18 protein-coding genes and 1 tRNA gene are annotated in these 19,743 nt (G+C 60.5%); 9 read left to right on the forward strand and 10 right to left on the reverse strand.

The annotated features are described in order from the left end of the window. Positions 1-52 precede the first annotated feature (52 nt). The 3 genes from HWW83_RS22440 to HWW83_RS22450 all read right to left on the reverse strand — a co-directional run bounded on the left by HWW83_RS22440 (position 53) and on the right by HWW83_RS22450 (position 2,577). Positions 53-577, reverse strand: coding sequence for a cytochrome b (locus HWW83_RS22440; RefSeq protein WP_033643933.1), 525 nt, complete (start codon positions 575-577; stop codon positions 53-55). Positions 578-688: 111 nt separating this feature from the next. Next, positions 689-1,918 (reverse strand): alanine transaminase, encoded by a 1,230-nt coding sequence (gene alaC / locus HWW83_RS22445; RefSeq protein ID WP_033643934.1) that lies wholly within the window; start codon positions 1,916-1,918, stop codon positions 689-691. A 119-nt stretch (positions 1,919-2,037) separates the two neighbouring features. Beyond that, positions 2,038-2,577, reverse strand: coding sequence for a GNAT family N-acetyltransferase (locus HWW83_RS22450; RefSeq protein ID WP_033643935.1), 540 nt, complete (start codon positions 2,575-2,577; stop codon positions 2,038-2,040). Positions 2,578-2,745: 168 nt separating this feature from the next. On the opposite strand from HWW83_RS22450, the gene HWW83_RS22455 reads away from it, so the two are divergent. The 3 genes from HWW83_RS22455 to HWW83_RS22465 all read left to right on the forward strand — a co-directional run bounded on the left by HWW83_RS22455 (position 2,746) and on the right by HWW83_RS22465 (position 6,505). Continuing rightward, positions 2,746-3,990, forward strand: coding sequence for a DUF1479 domain-containing protein (locus HWW83_RS22455; protein ID WP_042785138.1), 1,245 nt, complete (start codon positions 2,746-2,748; stop codon positions 3,988-3,990). 92 nt (positions 3,991-4,082) lie between these two features. Further along, a complete protein-coding gene (locus HWW83_RS22460) occupies positions 4,083-5,774 on the forward strand; it encodes a sensor histidine kinase (protein WP_025303750.1) in 1,692 nt (563 codons plus the stop codon). After that, complete coding sequence (locus HWW83_RS22465; protein WP_025303751.1) at positions 5,771-6,505, forward strand: LytR/AlgR family response regulator transcription factor; 735 nt, start codon at positions 5,771-5,773, stop codon at positions 6,503-6,505. Before HWW83_RS22460 ends, HWW83_RS22465 begins: the two co-directional genes overlap by 4 nt. A gap of 4 nt (positions 6,506-6,509) precedes the next feature. Here the strand turns inward: HWW83_RS22465 and HWW83_RS22470 are convergent, their stop codons facing one another. Further along, on the reverse strand, positions 6,510-6,842 hold the full coding sequence (locus tag HWW83_RS22470) for a DUF2502 domain-containing protein (protein ID WP_033643938.1): 333 nt from the start codon (positions 6,840-6,842) through the stop codon (positions 6,510-6,512). 396 nt (positions 6,843-7,238) lie between these two features. Between HWW83_RS22470 and HWW83_RS22475 the strand changes: the two genes are divergently transcribed. After that, the gene (locus tag HWW83_RS22475; RefSeq protein ID WP_033643939.1) at positions 7,239-8,468 is read left to right on the forward strand and encodes an L-lactate MFS transporter; all 1,230 of its coding nucleotides are present in this window, start codon (positions 7,239-7,241) and stop codon (positions 8,466-8,468) included. Positions 8,469-8,538: 70 nt separating this feature from the next. Here the strand turns inward: HWW83_RS22475 and glk are convergent, their stop codons facing one another. Next, positions 8,539-9,501, reverse strand: a complete 963-nt coding sequence (gene glk, locus HWW83_RS22480; protein WP_042785139.1) for a glucokinase — start codon at positions 9,499-9,501, stop codon at positions 8,539-8,541. A gap of 310 nt (positions 9,502-9,811) precedes the next feature. Between glk and HWW83_RS22485 the strand changes: the two genes are divergently transcribed. Further along, positions 9,812-11,059 (forward strand): ion channel protein, encoded by a 1,248-nt coding sequence (locus tag HWW83_RS22485; protein WP_101453272.1) that lies wholly within the window; start codon positions 9,812-9,814, stop codon positions 11,057-11,059. Here HWW83_RS22485 and HWW83_RS22490 read toward each other — a convergent pair. Both HWW83_RS22490 and HWW83_RS22495 read right to left on the reverse strand, forming a co-directional pair. Further along, positions 11,056-11,748: an aspartate/glutamate racemase family protein gene (locus HWW83_RS22490; RefSeq protein ID WP_123061867.1), complete on the reverse strand. Its 693-nt coding sequence runs from the start codon at positions 11,746-11,748 to the stop codon at positions 11,056-11,058. The two genes, HWW83_RS22485 and HWW83_RS22490, sit on opposite strands and share 4 nt — an antisense overlap. Positions 11,749-11,815: 67 nt before the next feature. Then, positions 11,816-12,268, reverse strand: coding sequence for a multidrug/biocide efflux PACE transporter (locus tag HWW83_RS22495; protein WP_016926809.1), 453 nt, complete (start codon positions 12,266-12,268; stop codon positions 11,816-11,818). A gap of 95 nt (positions 12,269-12,363) precedes the next feature. Between HWW83_RS22495 and HWW83_RS22500 the strand changes: the two genes are divergently transcribed. Continuing rightward, complete coding sequence (locus HWW83_RS22500; protein WP_033632445.1) at positions 12,364-13,254, forward strand: LysR family transcriptional regulator; 891 nt, start codon at positions 12,364-12,366, stop codon at positions 13,252-13,254. Here HWW83_RS22500 and HWW83_RS22505 read toward each other — a convergent pair. Then, a complete protein-coding gene (locus tag HWW83_RS22505) occupies positions 13,230-14,891 on the reverse strand; it encodes an alpha-keto acid decarboxylase family protein (RefSeq protein ID WP_047575522.1) in 1,662 nt (553 codons plus the stop codon). The genes HWW83_RS22500 and HWW83_RS22505 overlap by 25 nt on opposite strands. A 191-nt stretch (positions 14,892-15,082) precedes the next feature. Here HWW83_RS22505 and mgrA point away from each other — a divergent pair, with 191 nt between their 5' ends. After that, positions 15,083-16,072 (forward strand): L-glyceraldehyde 3-phosphate reductase, encoded by a 990-nt coding sequence (gene mgrA / locus HWW83_RS22510; RefSeq protein ID WP_116286729.1) that lies wholly within the window; start codon positions 15,083-15,085, stop codon positions 16,070-16,072. A 224-nt stretch (positions 16,073-16,296) separates the two neighbouring features. After that, positions 16,297-16,707, forward strand: a complete 411-nt coding sequence (locus HWW83_RS22515; RefSeq protein WP_025303761.1) for a DUF2502 domain-containing protein — start codon at positions 16,297-16,299, stop codon at positions 16,705-16,707. A gap of 41 nt (positions 16,708-16,748) precedes the next feature. Here HWW83_RS22515 and HWW83_RS22520 read toward each other — a convergent pair whose 3' ends face one another. Further along, on the reverse strand, positions 16,749-17,984 hold the full coding sequence (locus HWW83_RS22520; protein ID WP_176589560.1) for an Nramp family divalent metal transporter: 1,236 nt from the start codon (positions 17,982-17,984) through the stop codon (positions 16,749-16,751). A gap of 377 nt (positions 17,985-18,361) precedes the next feature. Here HWW83_RS22520 and HWW83_RS22525 point away from each other — a divergent pair, with 377 nt between their 5' ends. Next, positions 18,362-19,549: a NupC/NupG family nucleoside CNT transporter gene (locus tag HWW83_RS22525; RefSeq protein ID WP_004936373.1), complete on the forward strand. Its 1,188-nt coding sequence runs from the start codon at positions 18,362-18,364 to the stop codon at positions 19,547-19,549. A gap of 118 nt (positions 19,550-19,667) precedes the next feature. Here the strand turns inward: HWW83_RS22525 and HWW83_RS22530 are convergent. Then, a tRNA-Ala gene (locus HWW83_RS22530) sits at positions 19,668-19,743 on the reverse strand.

The following is a 19,743-nucleotide window of genomic DNA, read 5'->3' on the forward strand; positions in this document are numbered from 1 at the left end:
ACACAGCCAAAGGGACGCGCGAGCGTCCCTTTGTCGTTTCCGTCGTTCGCCGTTATTTGCCCGGCATCATGCGGCGCAGGGTGTCGTCCTTGCGCAGGTAGTGGTGATACAGCGCCGCCAGCGCATGCGCGCCAATGATAAAGTAGCCGATATTCGCCAGCGTCTCATGAACCGTTTTAACCAGCTTGCGCATCACCGGATCCGGCGTCACCCATTGCGGTACCGGCCACCCCAGTAAAGTCCACGATTTCCCGCCGTAGGCCAGGGTTAACACGCCCAGCAGCGGCAACATCAGGAATACCACGTACAGCAGCCAATGGAAGATCTTGGCGCCCACTTCCTGCCATTCCTCCAGCGGCGGCGTGGTCGGCGGCGTCGCGTGGAGGGTGCGCACCGCCAGCCGAATCAGCATCAGGGCAAAAACCGAAGCCCCAAAATTAAAGTGCAGATTTTTGACCAGCGGCGCCCACGCCTCCGGCACCGAATCCTTCAGCAACATCGCCGCGTAGGTGAGGATCACCATCAGCAGCGTCAACCAATGTAAAACAATTTGCGATCGCGCGTAGCGGTTGCTCATACACTCTATCCAAAAAATAAAATTCAGCGTAGTCGAGCATAATGGGGAAATAATGAAGAAAACCTTGGGACGGGAAAAAATAAGGCCGGACAAACGTCCGGCCTGACAGGATTATTTGGCGCCGCCGCCTTTGCCCGGCATCAGCAACCCGTCCGCGCGGAACATGGCCTTGATGCCGCGCACCGCCTGGCGAATACGGTCCTGATTTTCGATCAGCGCGAAGCGCACATGGGTATCGCCATAGTCACCGAAGCCGATGCCCGGCGAAACGCAAACCTTGGCTTCCGCCAACAGGCGTTTGGCGAACTCCAGCGAACCGAGATGGGCATAAGGTTCGGGAATTTTCGCCCAGACGTACATCGACGCCTTCGGGTTTTCCACCATCCAGCCGGCCTCATGCAGCCCTTTCACCAACACATTGCGGCGCTGCCGATACTGTTCGGCGATATCGCGCACGCACTGCTGATCGCCTTCCAGCGCGGCGATGGCCGCCACCTGCAGCGGCGTAAAGGTCCCGTAGTCGTGATAGCTCTTGATGCGCGCCAACGCGCTGACCAGTTCGGGATTGCCGACCATGAAACCGATGCGCCAGCCGGCCATGTTGTAGCTTTTCGACAGGGTGAAGAACTCCACCGCAATGTCTTTCGCCCCCGGCACCTGCATGATCGACGGCGCTTTCCAGCCGTCATAGACGATATCGGCATAGGCCAGATCGTGGATCACCAGCACGTTGTACTGCTTGGCCAGCGCCACCACCCGCTCGAAGAAATCCAGCTCCACGCACTGGGCTGTCGGGTTGGACGGGAAGCCGAGGATCATCATTTTCGGGCGCGGAATGGTTTCGCGAATGGCGCGCTCCAGCTCACCGAAGAAATCCACGCCGTCCACCAGCGGCACCGAGCGCACCTGAGCGCCGGCGATCACCGCGCCGTAAATGTGGATCGGGTAACTGGGGTTCGGCACCAGCACGGTATCGCCGTGATCGAGGGTCGCCAGCATCAGGTGCGCCAGCCCCTCTTTCGAACCGATAGTGACGATGGCTTCGCTTTCCGGATCGATATCCACCTGATAACGATCGGCATACCAGCGCGAAATGGCGCGGCGCAGGCGCGGAATGCCGCGCGAGGTGGAATAACCGTGGGTGTCGTCGCGCTGGGCGACGGCGCACAGTTTTTCCACGATGTGCGGCGGCGTCGGGCCGTCGGGGTTACCCATGCTGAAGTCGATAATATCCTCGCCGCGACGGCGTGCGGCCATCTTCAGTTCGGCGGTGATGTTGAATACGTAAGGGGGAAGGCGTTCAATGCGCGTGAAACGGCGCTGTGGACTGTTATCAGCCATAGGAGATTCCTCGATAGACGTTAGCGCCCGGACCGTCCGAGCGACGCTGGCCAGCGAACTGACCGAATATCGAACATAGCGCAGCGCCGACGAGCTTGTCGATACCCTGCGCGATATTTTTATTTAGCGCTCTGAAACTCCGCCGCCAGCAGCCCGAACAGCCAGTCGTCGCACCACTGATCCGCCAGACGGTAGTTGTCGCGCAGCGTGCCCTCCAGCTGGAAACCACACGACTCCAGCAGGCCGCGCGAGGCGACGTTACCGGCGGTTACGGTGGCGGTCAGCTTGTGAAAACCGCAGGCGTTCACCGCAAAATCCAGCACCGCCCGCAGCGACTCCTTGCCATAGCCCTTGCCCTGCCCGGAAGGCAAACTCCCATATCCCACTTCCGCCTGCCGATACGGCGCCCAGTGCGGGCGAAAGCCGGTAATGCCCACCGCCTCTCCGCTGTGCTTCTCACGCATCACCAGGCACAGCCACTGGTCGCCGTGTTTGTCCCAGACCGGCAGGCGCTCCTCGAACCGTGCGCGGATCTCCGCTTCGCTGCGCGGATCGGAGATGTAACGGATCACCTCGGGATCTTGGTACAGGCGCAGAAACAGCGGCCAATCCTCGGCGGTTATCGACTGTAACTGCAGACGTTCAGTGACCAGCTTCATAAAATCTCCGAAAAACGAAAAAGAGGAACTTACGAATGAAAGATATCTCTTTATTTTCCCCGATTGGTTGCCGATAATCATTTACGTTAAAACCACAAAACCATAACGTCTTGCCCGATTCCCTACAACTGCCCGCCGCCGTTACCCACGCGGCATCAGGAGAACACCATGGCCTCTTTAGTCATCGACGATATTCCGCAGGCGATCGTTAACGTCAAGCGTCAGCTGCGCCAGGCATTGCCCAACTATCGCGACGTATTCCAGGCGCTGGAAGAGAACATCCGCGGCCAGGTCGAACAGATTCGCCGCGAACTGGCCGCCGGCCACAACCCGGTGCCGCAAATTGACGCGGAAGATATCCTGCAGCAGCGCGTCACTGAACAACAAAAAGCGCTGATCAAACAGCGCGGCGCCTGCGCCATTCGCGGGGTGTTTCCGCGCGCCAAAGCCGAGGGCTGGAACCGCGAAATCGGCGATTACCTCGATCGCAACAACTTCGTCGAGCGATTGAAGAACGCCGCCGAAGACAACTATTTCGGCAAGCTGGCCGCCAGCAAGCCACAGATCTACGGCATCTATTGGTCAAAACCGCAGGTTGAAGCGCGGCAGGACGCGCGCATGCATGCGGTGCAGGTGTTCCTCAACAGCCTGTGGGCCACCGAAAGCAACGGCAAACAGCATTTCGATCCGACTCGCGTCGCCACCTACGCCGATCGCACCCGCCGCCGCCCGCCGAACTCCTCGTCGCTGGGCCTGTCGCCGCACGTCGACAGCGGCACCATCGAGCGCTGGCTGGACGAGAACTTCCGCTATGTGTATCGCCACGTCTTCTCCGGCGACTGGCAGCAGTACGATCCCTTCGCCGCCGACGGCCGCACCGAAGTGCGCGAGATAGCCTCTCCGGCGGTCTGCTCGATGTTCCGCACCTTCCAGGGCTGGACGGCGCTGACGCCGCAGCGCACCAACGCCGGCACGCTGAACCTGGTGCCAATCGCCAACGCCATGGCCTATGTGCTGCTGCGCGCGCTGCAGGACGACGTCGCCGATGACGATCTGTGCGATGCGGCGCCGGGTCGCGCGCTGTCGATCTCGGAAAAATGGCATCCCCTTTTATTAAGCGGGATTTCCCCTATTCCCGATCTGGAGCCGGGCGACACGGTCTTTTGGCACTGCGATGTGATCCACGCGGTGGAGAACGAACATAACGGCGAGTTCGACAGCAACGTGATGTACATCGCCGCCGCGCCGGGCTGCGAGAAAAACGACGCCTATCTGCAGCGCCAGCTGCCGAGCTTTATCGACGGCAGAACGCCGCCGGACTTCGCCCCCGACGATTTCGAGGTCGATTTCGAGGGCCGCGCCACCGTCGAGCTGCTGACGCCGCTGGGCAAAGCGCAGCTCGGGATGCGCTGACCGCCGCCCCCAGCCACGGGCCTCTCTCGCTGTGGTATACTGCCGTCATCCGTAGGCCGCAGCGAGAACCCGTCGTGCACCCTTTTTTTGAAATGCTGTTGGCGGTGTTTGATCGCGCCGCGCTGATGTTGATCTGTCTGTTTTTCCTGACCCGCACCCGGCTGTTCCGCCAACTGCTGCAAAAAGAAGACCATACGCCGCTTGAGCTCGGCATCGTCACGGCAATCTTCTCGCTGTTCGCGCTGTTCAGCACCTACTCCGGCATCAACGTTGAGGGCTCGCTGGTCAACGTGCGCGTCATCGCCATCATGGCCGGCGGCATCCTGTTCGGCCCCTGGGTGGGGATCGTCACCGGCATCATCGCCGGGGTGCACCGTTATCTGATCGACATCGGCGGCATCACCTCGGTGCCCTGCCTTATCACCAGCATCATCGCCGGCATCAGCGCCGGTTACATCAACCTCAAGGTCAAAAAAGAGCAGCGCTGGCGCGCCGGCATCGTCGGCGGCATGCTGTGCGAATCCCTCACCATGCTGCTGATCGTGCTGTGGGCCAAGCCGACCGAGCTCGGGCTGGACATCGTGTCGCAGATCGCCCTGCCGATGATCCTCGGCACGGTGTGCATCGGCCTGATCGTGCTGCTGGTGCAGAGCGTCGAGGATGAGAAAGAAGTGATCGCCGCGCGCCAGGCCAAGCTGGCGCTGGATATCGCCCACAAGACGCTGCCCTATTTCCGCAACATCAACAGCGAATCGCTGGCCACCATCTGCGATATCATCCGCCAGGATATCCGCGCCGACGCGGTGGCGATCACCGATACCCATCAGGTGCTGGCTTACGTCGGCGTAGGGCGCGAAGCCTACCCGATCGGCCGCGAAGGGCTGAGCCGCGTCACTCGCGAAAGCATTCGCCACGGCAAAATCATCATCAAAAACAACCTGGAAAACCCGGCCGCGCCGCAGATCCATTCGCAGCTGGTGGTGCCGCTGTGGGAAAAAGGTGAAGTGACCGGCGCGCTGAAAATTTACTACTGCCACGCTCACCAGATCACCAACACGCTGAAAGTGATGGCGGTCGGGCTGTCGCAGATCATCTCCACCCAGATGGAGGTTTCGCGCATCGAGCACCTGCGCCAGATGGCGGATAAAGCCGAAATGCGCGCGCTGCAGAGCAAGATTAACCCGCACTTCCTGTTCAACGCGCTGAACGCCATCTCTTCCTCCATCCGCCTGAATCCGGACACCGCGCGCCAGCTGATCATCAACCTGTCGCGCTACCTGCGCTACAACCTGGAGCTGAACGACGAACTGATCGATATCCGCAAGGAACTGCATCAGATCCAGGATTACATCGCCATCGAACAGGCGCGTTTCGGCGCCAAGCTGACGGTGATTTACGACATCGACGACGACGTCTCGGTGCGCATTCCGAGCCTGCTGATCCAGCCGCTGGTGGAGAACGCCATCGTGCACGGCATCCAGCCCTGCAAGGGCAAAGGGGTAGTGGTGATCGCAGTGAAAGATCAGGGCGACCGGGTGAAAATATCGGTGAAGGATACCGGCCACGGCATCAATCAGGAAACCATCGATCGGGTGGCGCGCAACGAGATGCCGGGCCACAATATCGGCCTGCTCAACGTACACCACCGCGTGTCGCTGTTGTACGGTGAAGGGCTGCATATCCGCCGCCTGGAGCCGGGCACCGAAATCGCGTTCTACATCAGCAAAAACGGCGGCAAGCTGCATCAGGAGCCGAGCGCGCCGCCGGTCGGGGAGGCCTCATGAAAGCCATTATCGTGGAAGACGAATTCCTCGCGCAGGAAGAACTCAGCTACCTGATCAAGAAACACAGCAATATCGATATCGTCGCCACCTTCGAAGATGGCCTCGACGTCCTCAAATACCTGCAGACCCACCAGGTCGACGCCATTTTCCTCGACATCAACATCCCGTCGCTGGACGGCGTGTTGCTGGCGCAAAACATCAGCAAATTCGCGCATCGCCCGTCTATCGTGTTCATCACCGCCTATAAAGAGCACGCGGTGGAAGCGTTCGAGATCGAAGCGTTCGACTATATCCTCAAGCCCTATCACGAGGCGCGCATCGTCACCATGCTGCAAAAGCTGGAGGCGCTGCATCATCGTCCCGCCGGCGCGACGGAGCCGGCCAGCGCGCCGAGCCGCGGCAGCCACAGCATCAACCTGATCAAAGACGAGCGGATCATCGTTACCGACATCAACGACATCTATTACGCCGCCGCCGATGAAAAGGTGACGCGGGTCTATACCCGCCGGGAAGAGTTCGTGATGCCGATGAACATCACCGAGTTTTACGGCCGGCTGCCGGAAGAGCATTTCTTCCGCTGCCACCGCTCTTACTGCGTTAACCTGGCGAAGATCCGCGAGATCGTGCCCTGGTTCAACAATACCTACATTCTGCGGCTGAGCGATCTCGAGTTTGAAGTACCGGTCAGCCGCAGCAAGGTGAAAGAGTTCCGCAAGCTGATGCGCCTGTAAGCGCTTACCAGCGCGGGCCCGGACGGTAGTAATACCCCGGCGGCGGCGGTGGCGGCATGCGGTAATGCGGCCGGTCGCGCCAGTCGCGCCGTGGCGGCCCGTAGTAAATCACCCGGGGCGGCGGGCCGTAATAGTACCCGCGCGGGCGTTCATACCGGCGGTGATCGGCCCACCAGCGCGGATCGCGCCAGCGATAGCCGTCCCAGTAATGGCCGCGATTGTCGCGATCGCCGATATGCAACGACAGGCCAGGCACGTTCACGCCGATGGAGACGTCGGCCTGGCTCGCCAGCGGCAGCGCCAGCAGCGCAGCCAGTAACAACAGCGTTTTTTTCATTTCATGGCTCCTGCAGAGCGGACCTTGTCCGATCGCAGATAACATAGCCCCGCGCTCACCGCCGCTCTATAGGCGCAATGCCGATTTACGCCTTTCAGACGCATCCTTCACAATTCCACCACAATCGTTCACCGGCGATTAACAATAAATCGTTGATATCTTTGATGTAGATCACGTGTCACCCCCGGCATTTCACGGGCTTTCAGGCGCAAAAACGGCAACTCACGCCGCATAAAATGCATTTCATTCCTTCCGTCGTGCAACTCATTCCCGATCCGCCGCCCGCCGCAGGGGCCGGCCATATAATAAGCCCATACCGCGGGAACGCTGATTCACCCCGCAAATTTCAGCCAACGGCTCACGCCCGGCAACGCACACACAGGAAGGAGACCGGCCATGAACACCAAACCGGCAAATCGCAGCTTAATCGTTCTCGGCACCATCATCTGTCAGATGGGTCTGGGCACCATCTACACCTGGAGCCTGTTCAACCAGCCGCTGGTCGACAAGTTCCACTGGGGGCTGGCGGACGTCGCCACCACCTTCTCCATCACCAGCTTCTTCCTGGCCTTCGCCACGCTGTTCGCCGGTAAGCTGCAAGAACGCTTCGGCATCCGCAACCTGACGCTGTGCTCCGGCATCCTGGTCGGCCTGGGCCTTATCGCCAGCGCCCACGTCAGCTCTCTCGACATGATCTACCTGCTGGCCGGCGTGGTGGTGGGCTTTGCGGTCGGTATCGCCTACATCTCCACCCTGTCCAACCTGATCAAATGGTTCCCTGCCAACAAAGGCCTGATTTCCGGCATCTCCGTCGGCGCCTTCGGCAGCGGCAGCCTGCTGTTCAAATACGTCAATGCCGCCCTGATCGCCGACGTCGGCGTTTCCGGTGCCTTCTTCTACTGGGGTGCCATCGTGATGGGCCTGATCGTCGTCGGCTCCCTGCTGCTGAAAGAGCCGGTGCTGGCGACCAACGCCGCACAGCCAGGCGCCAACGGTCTGGGCAACGACTTCAGCGTGCGCCAGATGCTGGCCACCAAAGAAGCCTACCTGCTGTTCACCATCTTCTTTGCCGCCTGCATGAGCGGTCTGTATCTGATTGGCATCGTGAAAGACATGGGCGTTCAACTGGCCGGGATGGACTTGGCCACCGCCGCCAACACCGTGTCCGCCGTCGCCATCTTCAACACCGCCGGCCGCATCATCCTGGGGACGCTGTCCGATAAAGTGGGCCGTATGCGCGTCATCAGCTTCACCATGCTGGTTACCGTGCTGGCGATTGTCGCCCTGAGCTTCATGACCCTGAACCACACGCTGTTCTTCATCTGCGTCGGCGCGGTGGCCTTCTGCTTCGGCGGCAACATCACCGTGTTCCCGGCGATTGTCGGCGACTTCTTCGGTCTGAAAAACCACAGCAAGAACTACGGCATCATCTACCAGGGCTTCGGCCTGGGCGCGCTGGCCGGTTCGTTCGTCGCCAAATACTTCGGCGGCTTCCACGCCACCTTCATGGTGATTGGCGTCCTGTCCGCCGCCTCCTTGCTGATTACGCTGTTCATCAAAGCGCCGAAAGCCGTGGAAGTGGAAAGCGAAGAAACGGCACAGGCGGCAGAGCTGGCCAAAGCCTGATACCCCGCGAAAACGACAAGGGGCGCAACCTGCGGGTTGCGCCCCTTTTTTTATCGTGCCGCCGCGTTGCTTACAGCTGCATGCCCAGCGTCTGGCGCAGATGCGCGCCGGCTCCCAGCAGACCCGGTTGGCCATGGGTTATCATGAACACCGGAATGTCTCGCACATAGTCACGGAAACGCCCTTTATCTTCGAAGGCGGCGCGGAAGCCCGAGGCCTTGAAGAATTCCATAAAGCGCGGCACGATGCCGCCGGCGATGTACACGCCGCCAAAGGTGCCCAGATTCAGCGCCAGGTTGCCGCCGAAGCGCCCCATGATCACGCAAAACAGCGACAGCGCACGGCGGCAGTCGATGCAGCTGTCGGCCAGCGCCCGCTCGGTAATGTCCTTCGGCTCCAGTTTCTCCGGCAGGCGGTTGTCTGCCTTGACGATGGCGCGATACAGGTTGACCAGGCCCGGCCCGGACAGCACGCGCTCGGCGGAAACGTGCCCCACTTCACCGCGCAGCACCTCCAGAATAATGTCTTCTTCTTCGCTGTTCGGTGCGAAATCGACATGGCCGCCCTCGCCCGGCAGGCTGACCCAGCGGCGATCGACCTGCACCAGGTGGGCAACACCCAGCCCAGTGCCGGCGCCGTACACCGCGATCGGTTTGCCCGGCTGCGCATCGCCGCCGCCAAACTGCAGCACGTCGTCCGACGAGAGCATCGGGATCGCCATCGAGACGGCGGTGAAATCGTTGATCACTTCCAGATGACTCAACCCCAGGTTGGCCTTCATTTCTTTGATAGAGAACGCCCAGCTGTGGTTGGTCATCGCAACCCAGTCTTCCGTCACCGGGCAGGCGATCGCGATACAGGCGTCCTGCACCTCGATATCGCACGCTTTCAGATAGTGGCGGATCACCGCCTCCAGGCTGTCGAACTCCAGGCCGGAATAGGTTTTCGCCTGGGTAATCTCACCCGTCGCAACAGTGCACAACGCCAGGCGGGCATTGGTGCCGCCAACATCACCTACGAGGGCATAGGTCATTGATTTCGTCTCCGCAAAATGAAAAATAAAAAGCTGCCCACACTGTAAAATCCTGCTGCGAAAACAACAATCACCCGCCTCGTATCTGCACCCCAATAGCGATCCGGATCACAAAAAACGTTTCAGCTGGCCCGCGACGCCGCGCTTTGAAACAAATTGCGGCAAAAAACGCCCCTCGGCGACTGTTAACCGTCATCGACGCCGGGCAATATCAATGCGTGCCTGCGCGCCGATAGTCTGGCAAGCTGTGGCCACTGTCCAACCACCCGCTCTCCCTGCCCTGCCGGGAGGCATCGACAAGGGATTATCCATGCTGCATCCGCGCGCCAATGCCATGTTGGCCTTTGCTTTGCCTGCGCTGATTATCGGTTCCGCCTCCAGTCTGGTGCTGTTGTTGGTGATGAAAATCGCCGCCGCACTGCAGCAGTTACTGTGGGTAACGCTGCCCGATGCGCTGAGCCTGGACGCCCAGTCGCCCTGGTGGCCGGTCGCAATGTTGACGCTGACCGGTGTGGCGGTCGGCCTGATCGTGCGCTATATGCCGGGCCATGCCGGGCCGGATCCGGCGACGGAATCGCTGATCGGCATGCCCCTGCCGCTCTCCGCCCTGCCGGGGCTGGGGTTGGCGCTGATCGTCGGCCTGGCCGGCGGCGTCAGCCTGGGGCCGGAAAACCCGATCACCGCCATCAATATCGCGCTGGTAGCGGCGGCTGGGGCTCGCCTGCTGCCGAAAGTGCCGCGCATGGACTGGATTATCCTGGCGGCCGCGGGCACCATCGGCGCAATGTTCGGCACACCGGTCGCCGCCGCGCTGATCTTCTCGCAAACCCTGGCAGGCAATAACGAAACGCCGTTGTGGGATCGGCTGTTCGCCCCGCTGGTGGCCGCCGCTGCCGGCGCGGTCACCACCCAGATATTCTTCGTGCCCAACTTCGCCCTGCAGCTCGACGCCTATGACGTGACGCGGCTGCCGGACATCTTCAGCGGCGCCATTGTGGCGCTGATCGCCATCGCGCTCGGCATGGTGGCGCTGTGGTGCTTCCCGCACGTTCACCGCCTGTTCCATTCGATGAAGAATCCGGTGTTGATGCTAGGACTGGGGGGCTTTGTGCTGGGCCTGCTGGCGCTGGTGGGCGGTGAGATTACCCTGTTCAAAGGGCTGGATGAAATGAAGCGCCTCGCGGCAGACGGCAACTATTCGGTGCCGGCGCTGTTGGCCGTTACCCTGACCAAGCTGGCGGCGCTGGTGATCGCCGCCGCCTGCGGCTTTCGCGGCGGGCGCATCTTCCCGGCGGTGTTCGTCGGCGTGGCGCTGGGGCTGATGCTGCATCAGCACGTTCCGGCGGTGCCGGCGGCGATCACGGTCTCCTGCGCCATCATGGGGCTGGTGCTGGTGGTCACGCGCGACGGCTGGCTCAGTCTGTTTATGGCGGTGGCGGTGGTGCCGGATCTGCACCTGCTGCCGATCTTGTGCATCGTGATGCTGCCCGCCTGGCTGGCGCTGGCGGGCAAACCCTTGATGCTGGTGAACCGCCGGCAACCGCCGCACGACGATTAGGCCAGCGCGAACGCCGCGGCGGCGCGAGCGTGGATCGCGGTGGTGTCGAACACCGGCACCGAGGCATCCCGCTCGCTCACCAGCAACCCTATCTCGGTGCAGCCGAAAATAATCCCCTGCGCGCCCTGTTGTTCCAGATCGCTGATGATCCGGCGATACTCGTCGCGCGAGGCGTCGCGAATTTTGCCGAGGCACAGCTCGTCATAGATGATGCGGTGTACGATGTCGCGATCGGCGCTGGCCGGCGTCACCACGTCGATGCCATGCAATTCCTGCAGGCGGCCGCGGTAGAAGGTCTGCTCCATGGTAAAGCGCGTGCCCAACAGCCCGACGCGGCGAATGTTTTTTTCCCGCACCTGCAGCGCCGTGGCGTCGGCGATGTGAATCAGCGGCAGGCCGCTGGCCTGCTCGACCGCCTCCGCCACCTTGTGCATGGTGTTGGTGCAGATCACGATAGCTTCGGCGCCGGCGGCGCGCAAAGCCACCGCGGCGGCGGCCAGCAGCCGACCGGCGCCGTCCCAATCGCCCTGGTGCTGCAAGCGTTCAACCTCCTGAAAATCGACGCTGTAGAGCACGATTTTGGCCGAATGCAGCCCGCCGAGGCGCGCCTTTACCTGCTCGTTGATAGTGCGGTAATACGGAATGGTGGATTCCCAACTCATGCCGCCCAGCAGACCCAACACTTTCATCCTTCACTCCTCAGCATTTTCCGACGATCCTCTGACCTTACCTGAGAATCGCCGGGCTGACGACGCCTTATTTGGCGCCGGAATTGATCGGCTGGCGCGCTTCGAACCAGCGTTGGCGCAGCGTGTCGTACAGCCAGTTGTAGGCCATGGTGTACGGCAGGAAGAACAGGAAGAAACCGATTTCCAGCATAAACGCCTGCGCCCAGGAAATGCTCAGCATCCAGGCGGCGATCGGCACGCCGATCAGAATAAAACCGGCTTCAAAGCCGACGGCGTGCAGCGCACGCACCTTCAGGTTACGCACCACCCGGCTGACCGGCCACAGGCGGTCGAACACCGTGTTGTAAACCATGTTCCACAGCATCGCGACGGTGGACAGCATCACCGCCAACGCACCGACCTGCACCATTGAGCGGTTCAGCAGCCACGCGCCCAGCGGGGCGCAAACCATCACGGCGATGGCCTCGAAACCGACGGCGTGGACGATACGTTCAATGAGAGACTTGTTTTGCAGTTGCATACATCACCTTTTTTCAACAGTTGTTGCGAAAGCCAGGTGATTATCATCGCTTTTTTGGGTAGATTAAAAATAGGTTCCATCGATAAAGTAGATATATGCACTATTCACCGGAAGCGTTACAGGCGTTCGTTGAAGCCGCCGCCCTCGGCTCATTTTCCGCCGCCGCGCGCAAGCTGCGCAAAAGCCAATCTACCGTCAGCACCGCCATCGCCAATCTGGAAGCCGACCTGGCATTGACGCTGTTCGATCGCAGCGCGCGCCAACCGGTGCTCACCGCCGCTGGCCGCAAGGTACTGGGGCACGTGCAGGAGATCCTCGCCGCCAGCGAGCGACTCGACGCGCTGAGCATTCAGCTGGCGGGCAATGTCGAACCGCGTCTGAGCATGGTATTTTCCGATACCTACCAACCGAAGCATCACGACAGCCTGATGCAGCGGTTTGAACAACGTTACCCGGAGATTGAGCTGGAATGGATGATCGCCGAGGAAGGCGACGTTATCGATCTACTGCAAAGCGGCCGCGCGCATTTGGGCATGGTGGAAGTGCAAAAAACCTATCCGCCGGATATCGCCTTCTCCCGCCTGCCTGAGCAGACCGAAATGGGGTTGTTCGTCGCGCATGGGCATCCGCTGGCGCAGGTCGCCGCGCCGACCCCGGAGCAATTATCCAGCACCCGTCAGCTGATCCTGAACACTTACACCGGCGCCGAAGCGGCCAGACAAGGCGGGCTGGTCTGGTCGGCGCCCAGCTATCTGCTGTTGCTGGAGATGGCGGAACAGGGATTCGGTTGGGCGGTGCTGCCGCACTGGCTGGTGCAACAATACGGCCACGGCAGGCTCACCCAGCTGCGCCCGCGCGGCTGGCCCAAACTGATTTCGGTGGATGCGGTATGGTCCAAACTGACCCCGCCGGGCCCGGCGGGGTACTGGATGCTGGAGCGATTGCTGGAAGACGACGCGGCTCAGGCGGCGGCGTTGCGCGACTGAATGACGCGCGAGATCGTATCGAGCAGTTCGGGAATATCCATCTTCGGCAGCATCACTTCGATGAAAGCCAGCCGGTCGCCCTGCGCCGCCTCACTCAGCGCCTGGCGCAGCGCCTCCGGCTGACTGACCCGCAACGCCGTCACCGGCCGCCCACCGGCCAATGCCGTTGGCAGCTGCGTCCAGTTCCACCGGGCGATGTCGTTGTAACTCTGCTCCGGCCCGTGGATAGCGCGTTCAATCGTGTAGCCCTGATTATTCAGCACGAAGATCACCGGTTTAAGCCCGTCGCGCAGCATCGATCCCAGCTCCTGCACGGTCAATTGCGCGGCGCCGTCGCCGATCAACAGCACCACCCGGCGCTGCGGTTCGGCAGTTTGCACCCCGAAGGTCGCCGGTAAGGTATAGCCGATCGAGCCCCAGAGCGACTGCACGATCATCCGGCTGCCGCGCGGCAGCGTCAAGGTCGCGGCGCCGAAACAGGCCGTGCCCTGCTCAGCCAGCACGATATCCCCCGGCCGCAGGAAATCCTGTATCTGCCGCCAGAAGGCGTGCTGATCCAACCCTTCCCCATCGCCTTCCGGCAGCGCCGGACGGCCGATCGTCGGCAACGGCCAGCGCGACGCCAGCGACAGAGTCAGGCGGTGCAGCGCCTGCACGGCGGCGCACATCGGGATGCGGCTGAACCGTTGACGACCGACCCAGGCTTCGAACGGTTGGATATCGATGCATTTTTCCGCCGGCAGATGATGCGTGAATCCTCCGGTAATGGTGTCGGTGAGACGCACGCCAACGGTGATCACGACATCGGCATTTTCAATCAGCGCTTTGGTCGCCGCAGCGCTGGCGCCGCCGCTGTAGGTGCCGACAAAACCGTCGCGGTTCTCATCCAGCACGCCCTTGCCGAGCAGCAGCGTGGCGTGCGGGATAGCCACCTCCTGCATCCAGTTATCCAGCGCCGTTTCAACGCCAAAGCGGTCCGCCAGAAAGTCCGCCAGCAATGACACTTGCCGCGCCGATTGCAGCTTTTCACGCGCTGCGGCGATAAACGCCTGCAATGCGCTCCGCGACAGCCTGGCCTGGCGCAGCATCAGCGGCGCCGGTTTGGCCGGCAGCGGCGCTTCCGCTACGTCGCTGGGCAGCATCAGATAAACCGGACGATGCTCCAGCAAGGCGGCGTCGATCAGGCGGTCGATCTCCCTGGCGGCGTTGTCGGCGGTCAGATTGGCCTGTGCGACGCTGACTTCTTTGGCTATCCGCGCAAAGTGAGTGAAGTCGCCATCGCCCAGCGAATGGTGCAGCAAATCGCCGGCGCGCTGGGCACGCTGCGCCGGTGTGCCCACCACGTGGATCACCGGCAGGTATTCGGCATAACTGCCGGCCACGCCGTTCAGCGCGCTCAGCTCCCCGACGCCGAAGGTGGTGAGCAGCGCCGCGGCCGGTTTGCAACGCGCATAGCCGTCGGCGGCGTAGGCGGCGTTCAGTTCGTTGGCGCAGCCTACCCAGGTGATTTGCGGATGAGCGATGACGTGATCGAGGAATTGCAGGTTGTAATCCCCCGGCACGCCGAAGACGTGGCGGATGCCAATCTGGGCCAGACGATCGAGCAGATAATCGGCCACCGTGTAGATCTGAGTCATGATCATCACCTGTCTGCAGCTGAAGCGATTATCTTTAAGTATCGAAGATGCCGGTTAATTTTCGAACAGCGCTTTCCGTGTCGAGCGGCAACCTGGCGTTACATGCCGGCCTTGTGATCGCCCCCTCGACGGCACGTTGTGAAAACGCATACACTCAAAACACGCCACTTCTTCGCCGACAAAGGATCACAATGTCCTACTCAGCCTCCCCCTCGCGTTATCAAGATATGGAATACCGGCGCTGCGGCCGCAGCGGATTGAAGCTGCCCGCCGTCTCGCTCGGGCTATGGCACAACTTTGGCGACGCCACGCTGTACGACAACGCCCGCGCCCTGATCCGCTGCGCCTTCGATCGCGGCATAACCCACTTCGATCTGGCCAACAACTACGGCCCGCCGCCCGGCGCCGCCGAGGAAAACTTTGGCCGCATTCTCAACGCCGATCTGCGGGCCTGGCGCGACGAGCTGATCGTCTCATCCAAAGCCGGTTACACCATGTGGCCCGGCCCCTACGGCGATTGGGGCTCGAAAAAGTACCTGGTCGCCAGCCTCGATCAGAGCCTCAGGCGCATGGGATTGGAGTATGTGGATATCTTTTATCACCACCGGCCGGACCCGGACACGCCGCTGGAAGAAACCATGGCGGCGCTGGATCTGTTGGTGCGCCAGGGCAAAGCGCTGTATGTCGGTTTGTCCAACTACCCGGCCGAGCGCGCGCGCCAGGCGTTCGACATCCTGCAGCGGCTCGGCACGCCGTGCGTGATCCACCAGCCCAAGTATTCGATGTTTGAACGCGGGCCGGAGACGGAATTGCTGGATACGCTGGCGGATCATGGCGTCGGCGCGATCGCCTTCTCCCCGCTGGCGGGCGGCCTGCTGACCGATCGTTATCTGCACGGCGTCCCGCAAGATTCCCGCGCCGCCAGCGGCAGCCGTTTCCTGCAGCCGGAACAGCTGACCGCCGACCGACTGGACAAGGTGCGCCGCCTCGATGCGCTGGCGCGGCAACGCGGGCAGAAGCTGTCGCAGATGGCGCTGGCCTGGGTGCTGCGCGGCGATCGCGTCACCTCGGTGCTGATCGGCGCCAGCAAGACTGCGCAGATAGAAGACGCGGTGGGCATGCTGGCCAATCGTCACTTCACTGAAGAAGAGCTTGCGCAGATCGAGAACATTTTATTGTAATCGCTTACAAATTCCGCCGCTCAATCGAGCGGCGAGACTCCAGAAAAATCTCAAATCTTGGCCTCCCGCACCGTTTTCAGAATGGCTCTCAGATTCAACCCTAAGCGCTGGCGCTATGATGCCGATATTGCAGCAAAAATAACGATAAGGCCGCTTTTTTAAACTGATGAACGCGCTTCATAAAGTGACAAACGGCCAAGCCGCGTAAGCGGAAAGGAGAAGTCATGTTTAAACCTCTGCTCTTGGCCGCCATCTTGGCGGCGACGGTGCTGCCCGCCGCACAGCAAGCACACGCCGAAGGGATCAGCATCGATTTGATGCCGGGCGTTTCACTGCGCATCGGCGATCAGGACAATCGCGGCCGTTACTGGGACGGTTACGACTGGCGCGATCGCGACTGGTGGCAAGGCCATCAGGGGCGCTATCTCGGCGACCGCAGCCGTCGCGGTTACTACTGGGACGGCTATCGCTGGCGCGACCGCGATTACTGGCGCAAACACTACTACTATCATGAAGGGCGCTATCGTAAATACGACAAGCATTACGATAAGCACCATTGGAAGAAAGAGAAAAAACACCACCACGATCATGACCGCGATCGCTGGCGCCGCCACGGCGATGACGACCGCGATTAACGACGACGGGCCGGCGTAATGCCGGCCCACGCTATTTTCGCCTACAGCACGCTGCCGATCAGCAGGTAGCCGTTCAATCCCACCACCACCAGTACGATCAGCTTGCCCAGGTTTTGCACCAGCGGGCCGTTGACCATCTCCCCCATCAACGTCCGATTGCCGGTGAAAGCCAGCAACGGCACCAGCGCCAGCGCAATGCCGAAGCTGAGCAGCACTTGGCTCAGCACCAGAATGCGCGTCGCATCCATCCCCAGCATGATGACGATAAACGACGGCAGCATGGTCACCGCGCGCCGCAGCCACAGCGGGATATGGAAATGCACGAACCCCTGCATCACCACCTGCCCCGCCAGCGTGCCCACCACGGTGGAAGAAAGACCTGCGGCCACCAGGCTCAGGCCAAACACGGTGGCGGCGGCTTGCCCGAGCAGCGGCTGCAGCGTCAGGTAGGCTACGTCGAGATCGGCGATGCCGCTGTGGCCGCTGAAATGAAACGCGGCGGCGGCGGTGGCCATCATCGCCAGGTTGACGAAGCCGGCAATGGTCATGGCCACGGCGACGTCGACTTTGGTGGCGGCATAGCGCTCCGCCTTGTCGTGTTCGCCGCCGATTTGGGTGAGCGATGAATGCAGGTAGATCACGTGCGGCATAATGGTCGCGCCCAATACCCCGGCGGCCAAAAATACCGCGTCACCGTTAGGCAGATCGGGCAGCGCCATGCCTTTCAGCAGCGGCGCGAGCTGCGGCTGGGAGAATGCCAGTTCGACGATGTAAGCGGCGGCGACGAACAGCAGCAGGCCGCCAATCACCAGCTCCAACGGCTTTTGCCCGCGTTTTTGCAGCATCAAAATTAAAAAGGTGGCGATGCCGGTCAGCACCGCGCCCTGCAACAGGGACACGCCGAGCAGCAGCTTGAAGCCGATCGCCGCGCCGATAAATTCGGCCAGATCGGTCGCCATGGCGATGATCTCCGCCTGCACCCAATAGGCCCACACCGCCGGCCGAGGAAAGCGATCGCGAATATGCTCGGCCAGGTTTTTCCCGGTGGCGATGCCCAGCTTGGCGGACAGCAATTGGATCAGCATCGCCATCACGTTGGCCCAGACCACGACCCACAGCAAACTGTAGCCGAACGAGGCGCCGGCCTGGATGTTGGTGGCGAAGTTGCCGGGATCGATATAGCCGATCGCGGCGATGAAGGCGGGCCCCATCAGCGAGAGTTTGATTTTTCTGGCGGAGCGACCAGAGGTGGTTTCAACCACGCGACTGTTCAGCATATGTTGAACCCTTACTGAAATTACGTTTATCTCCACTCTATATAAATGATAATAATTATCAAGCGCATTTAGAGCGGTAAAACTTATCTCTGTAATAGCCAACATTAATGGTTTTATCGAAGGGTTCAGCGCGGAGCTTGCCGATTTCCGTACTTTTCTGATGGGATTTTAGCTGCAATACCCCTGAAAGACAGGTTAGCACAAGAATACGAATTTCCTATGTCTGAGTTAACATCTTGATTTTTTATGCTTTTGCGCAACACTTTAGGAGAACTCCCACTATGATTTTCCATATTTGCAATAGAAGTCTCGTTTTTAAACGTAGCGTTACATAAAATGACAGCCGAAATTCAGCCTGCCTCAAATTTGGAGCAAACATGTCCCATATTGCGCACTTTGCGTTGGCGATAGTGGTGGTGGCGATCCTGGCCCTGTTGGTGTGCCGCGATCGCAAAAGCATCCGCATTCGCTATGTTATTCAATTATTAGTTATCGAAGTACTGCTGGCCTACTTTTTCCTGCATTCGGAAGCGGGTTTGGGCTTCGTAAAAGGATTCGCCGCGCTGTTTGACAAACTGCTCGGGTTTGCGGGACAAGGGACTGATTTCGTGTTCGGCGGCATGGGCGACAAAGGCCTGGCGTTCTTCTTCCTGAAGGTGCTGTGCCCGATCGTCTTCATTTCGGCGCTGATCGGTATTCTGCAGTACATCAAAGTGCTGCCTTTCATCATCCGCATTATCGGTACCGTGCTGTCGAAAGTGAACGGCATGGGCAAGCTGGAGTCGTTCAACGCCGTCAGCTCGCTGATCCTGGGCCAATCCGAAAACTTCATCGCCTACAAGGATATCCTGGGCAAGATGTCGGAAAAGCGCATGTACACCATGGCGGCGACCGCGATGTCTACGGTGTCTATGTCCATCGTCGGCGCCTACATGACCATGCTGGATGCCAAGTTCGTGGTGGCGGCGCTGGTACTGAACATGTTCAGCACCTTTATCGTGCTGTCGTTGGTCAACCCGTACGACACCAATAAAGAAGAAGAGCTGCACCTCGGCAACCTGCACGAAGGCCAGAGCTTCTTTGAAATGCTGGGCGAATACATCCTGGCCGGCTTCAAAGTAGCGATTATCGTCGCCGCGATGCTGATTGGTTTCATCGCCCTGATCGCCGCGCTTAACGGCGTGTTCAGCGCCATCTTCGGCCTGAGCTTCCAGGAAATCCTCGGCTACTTCTTCTATCCGTTCGCCTGGATCATGGGTATTCCTAAGCACGAAGCCCTGCAGGTCGGCAGCATCATGGCCACCAAGCTGGTTTCCAACGAATTCGTGGCAATGATGGAACTGCAGAAAGTCTCTGCCGAGCTGTCGCCGCGCAGCCTGGGGATCCTGTCGGTGTTCCTGGTGTCCTTCGCCAACTTCTCTTCCATCGGCATCGTGGCCGGTGCGATCAAGGGCCTGAACGAACACCAGGGCAACGTAGTGTCCCGCTTCGGTCTGAAGCTGGTCTACGGCTCTACGCTGGTCAGCATCCTGTCCGCTTCTATCGCGGGTCTGGTGCTGGGCTAAGCCTGAAATTTACAGCAATGATAAGGCGCCTGCGGGCGCCTTTTTTATTGGCTGGCCTTCGGCGAAGGTGAAATAACGCAAAGCAAAAATCCGACCCTAAGGTCGGCTTTTCAAATGGTGGTGGAGCTAGACGGGATCGAACCGTCGACCTCTTGCATGCCATGCAAGCGCTCTCCCAGCTGAGCTATAGCCCC

The sequence above is a fragment of the Serratia ureilytica genome (assembly GCF_013375155.1).
In the GTDB taxonomy this organism is placed as follows: domain Bacteria; phylum Pseudomonadota; class Gammaproteobacteria; order Enterobacterales; family Enterobacteriaceae; genus Serratia; species Serratia ureilytica.

Coding starts and splice junctions, on each gene's coding strand:
- HWW83_RS22440 (WP_033643933.1), bottom strand. CDS start 577: ATGAGCAACCGCTACGCGCGATCGCAAATTGTTTTACATTGGTTGACG.
- alaC (WP_033643934.1), bottom strand. CDS start 1,918: ATGGCTGATAACAGTCCACAGCGCCGTTTCACGCGCATTGAACGCCTT.
- HWW83_RS22450 (WP_033643935.1), bottom strand. CDS start 2,577: ATGAAGCTGGTCACTGAACGTCTGCAGTTACAGTCGATAACCGCCGAG.
- HWW83_RS22455 (WP_042785138.1), top strand. CDS start 2,746: ATGGCCTCTTTAGTCATCGACGATATTCCGCAGGCGATCGTTAACGTC.
- HWW83_RS22460 (WP_025303750.1), top strand. CDS start 4,083: ATGCTGTTGGCGGTGTTTGATCGCGCCGCGCTGATGTTGATCTGTCTG.
- HWW83_RS22465 (WP_025303751.1), top strand. CDS start 5,771: ATGAAAGCCATTATCGTGGAAGACGAATTCCTCGCGCAGGAAGAACTC.
- HWW83_RS22470 (WP_033643938.1), bottom strand. CDS start 6,842: ATGAAAAAAACGCTGTTGTTACTGGCTGCGCTGCTGGCGCTGCCGCTG.
- HWW83_RS22475 (WP_033643939.1), top strand. CDS start 7,239: ATGAACACCAAACCGGCAAATCGCAGCTTAATCGTTCTCGGCACCATC.
- glk (WP_042785139.1), bottom strand. CDS start 9,501: ATGACCTATGCCCTCGTAGGTGATGTTGGCGGCACCAATGCCCGCCTG.
- HWW83_RS22485 (WP_101453272.1), top strand. CDS start 9,812: ATGCTGCATCCGCGCGCCAATGCCATGTTGGCCTTTGCTTTGCCTGCG.
- HWW83_RS22490 (WP_123061867.1), bottom strand. CDS start 11,748: ATGAAAGTGTTGGGTCTGCTGGGCGGCATGAGTTGGGAATCCACCATT.
- HWW83_RS22495 (WP_016926809.1), bottom strand. CDS start 12,268: ATGCAACTGCAAAACAAGTCTCTCATTGAACGTATCGTCCACGCCGTC.
- HWW83_RS22500 (WP_033632445.1), top strand. CDS start 12,364: ATGCACTATTCACCGGAAGCGTTACAGGCGTTCGTTGAAGCCGCCGCC.
- HWW83_RS22505 (WP_047575522.1), bottom strand. CDS start 14,891: ATGACTCAGATCTACACGGTGGCCGATTATCTGCTCGATCGTCTGGCC.
- mgrA (WP_116286729.1), top strand. CDS start 15,083: ATGTCCTACTCAGCCTCCCCCTCGCGTTATCAAGATATGGAATACCGG.
- HWW83_RS22515 (WP_025303761.1), top strand. CDS start 16,297: ATGTTTAAACCTCTGCTCTTGGCCGCCATCTTGGCGGCGACGGTGCTG.
- HWW83_RS22520 (WP_176589560.1), bottom strand. CDS start 17,984: ATGCTGAACAGTCGCGTGGTTGAAACCACCTCTGGTCGCTCCGCCAGA.
- HWW83_RS22525 (WP_004936373.1), top strand. CDS start 18,362: ATGTCCCATATTGCGCACTTTGCGTTGGCGATAGTGGTGGTGGCGATC.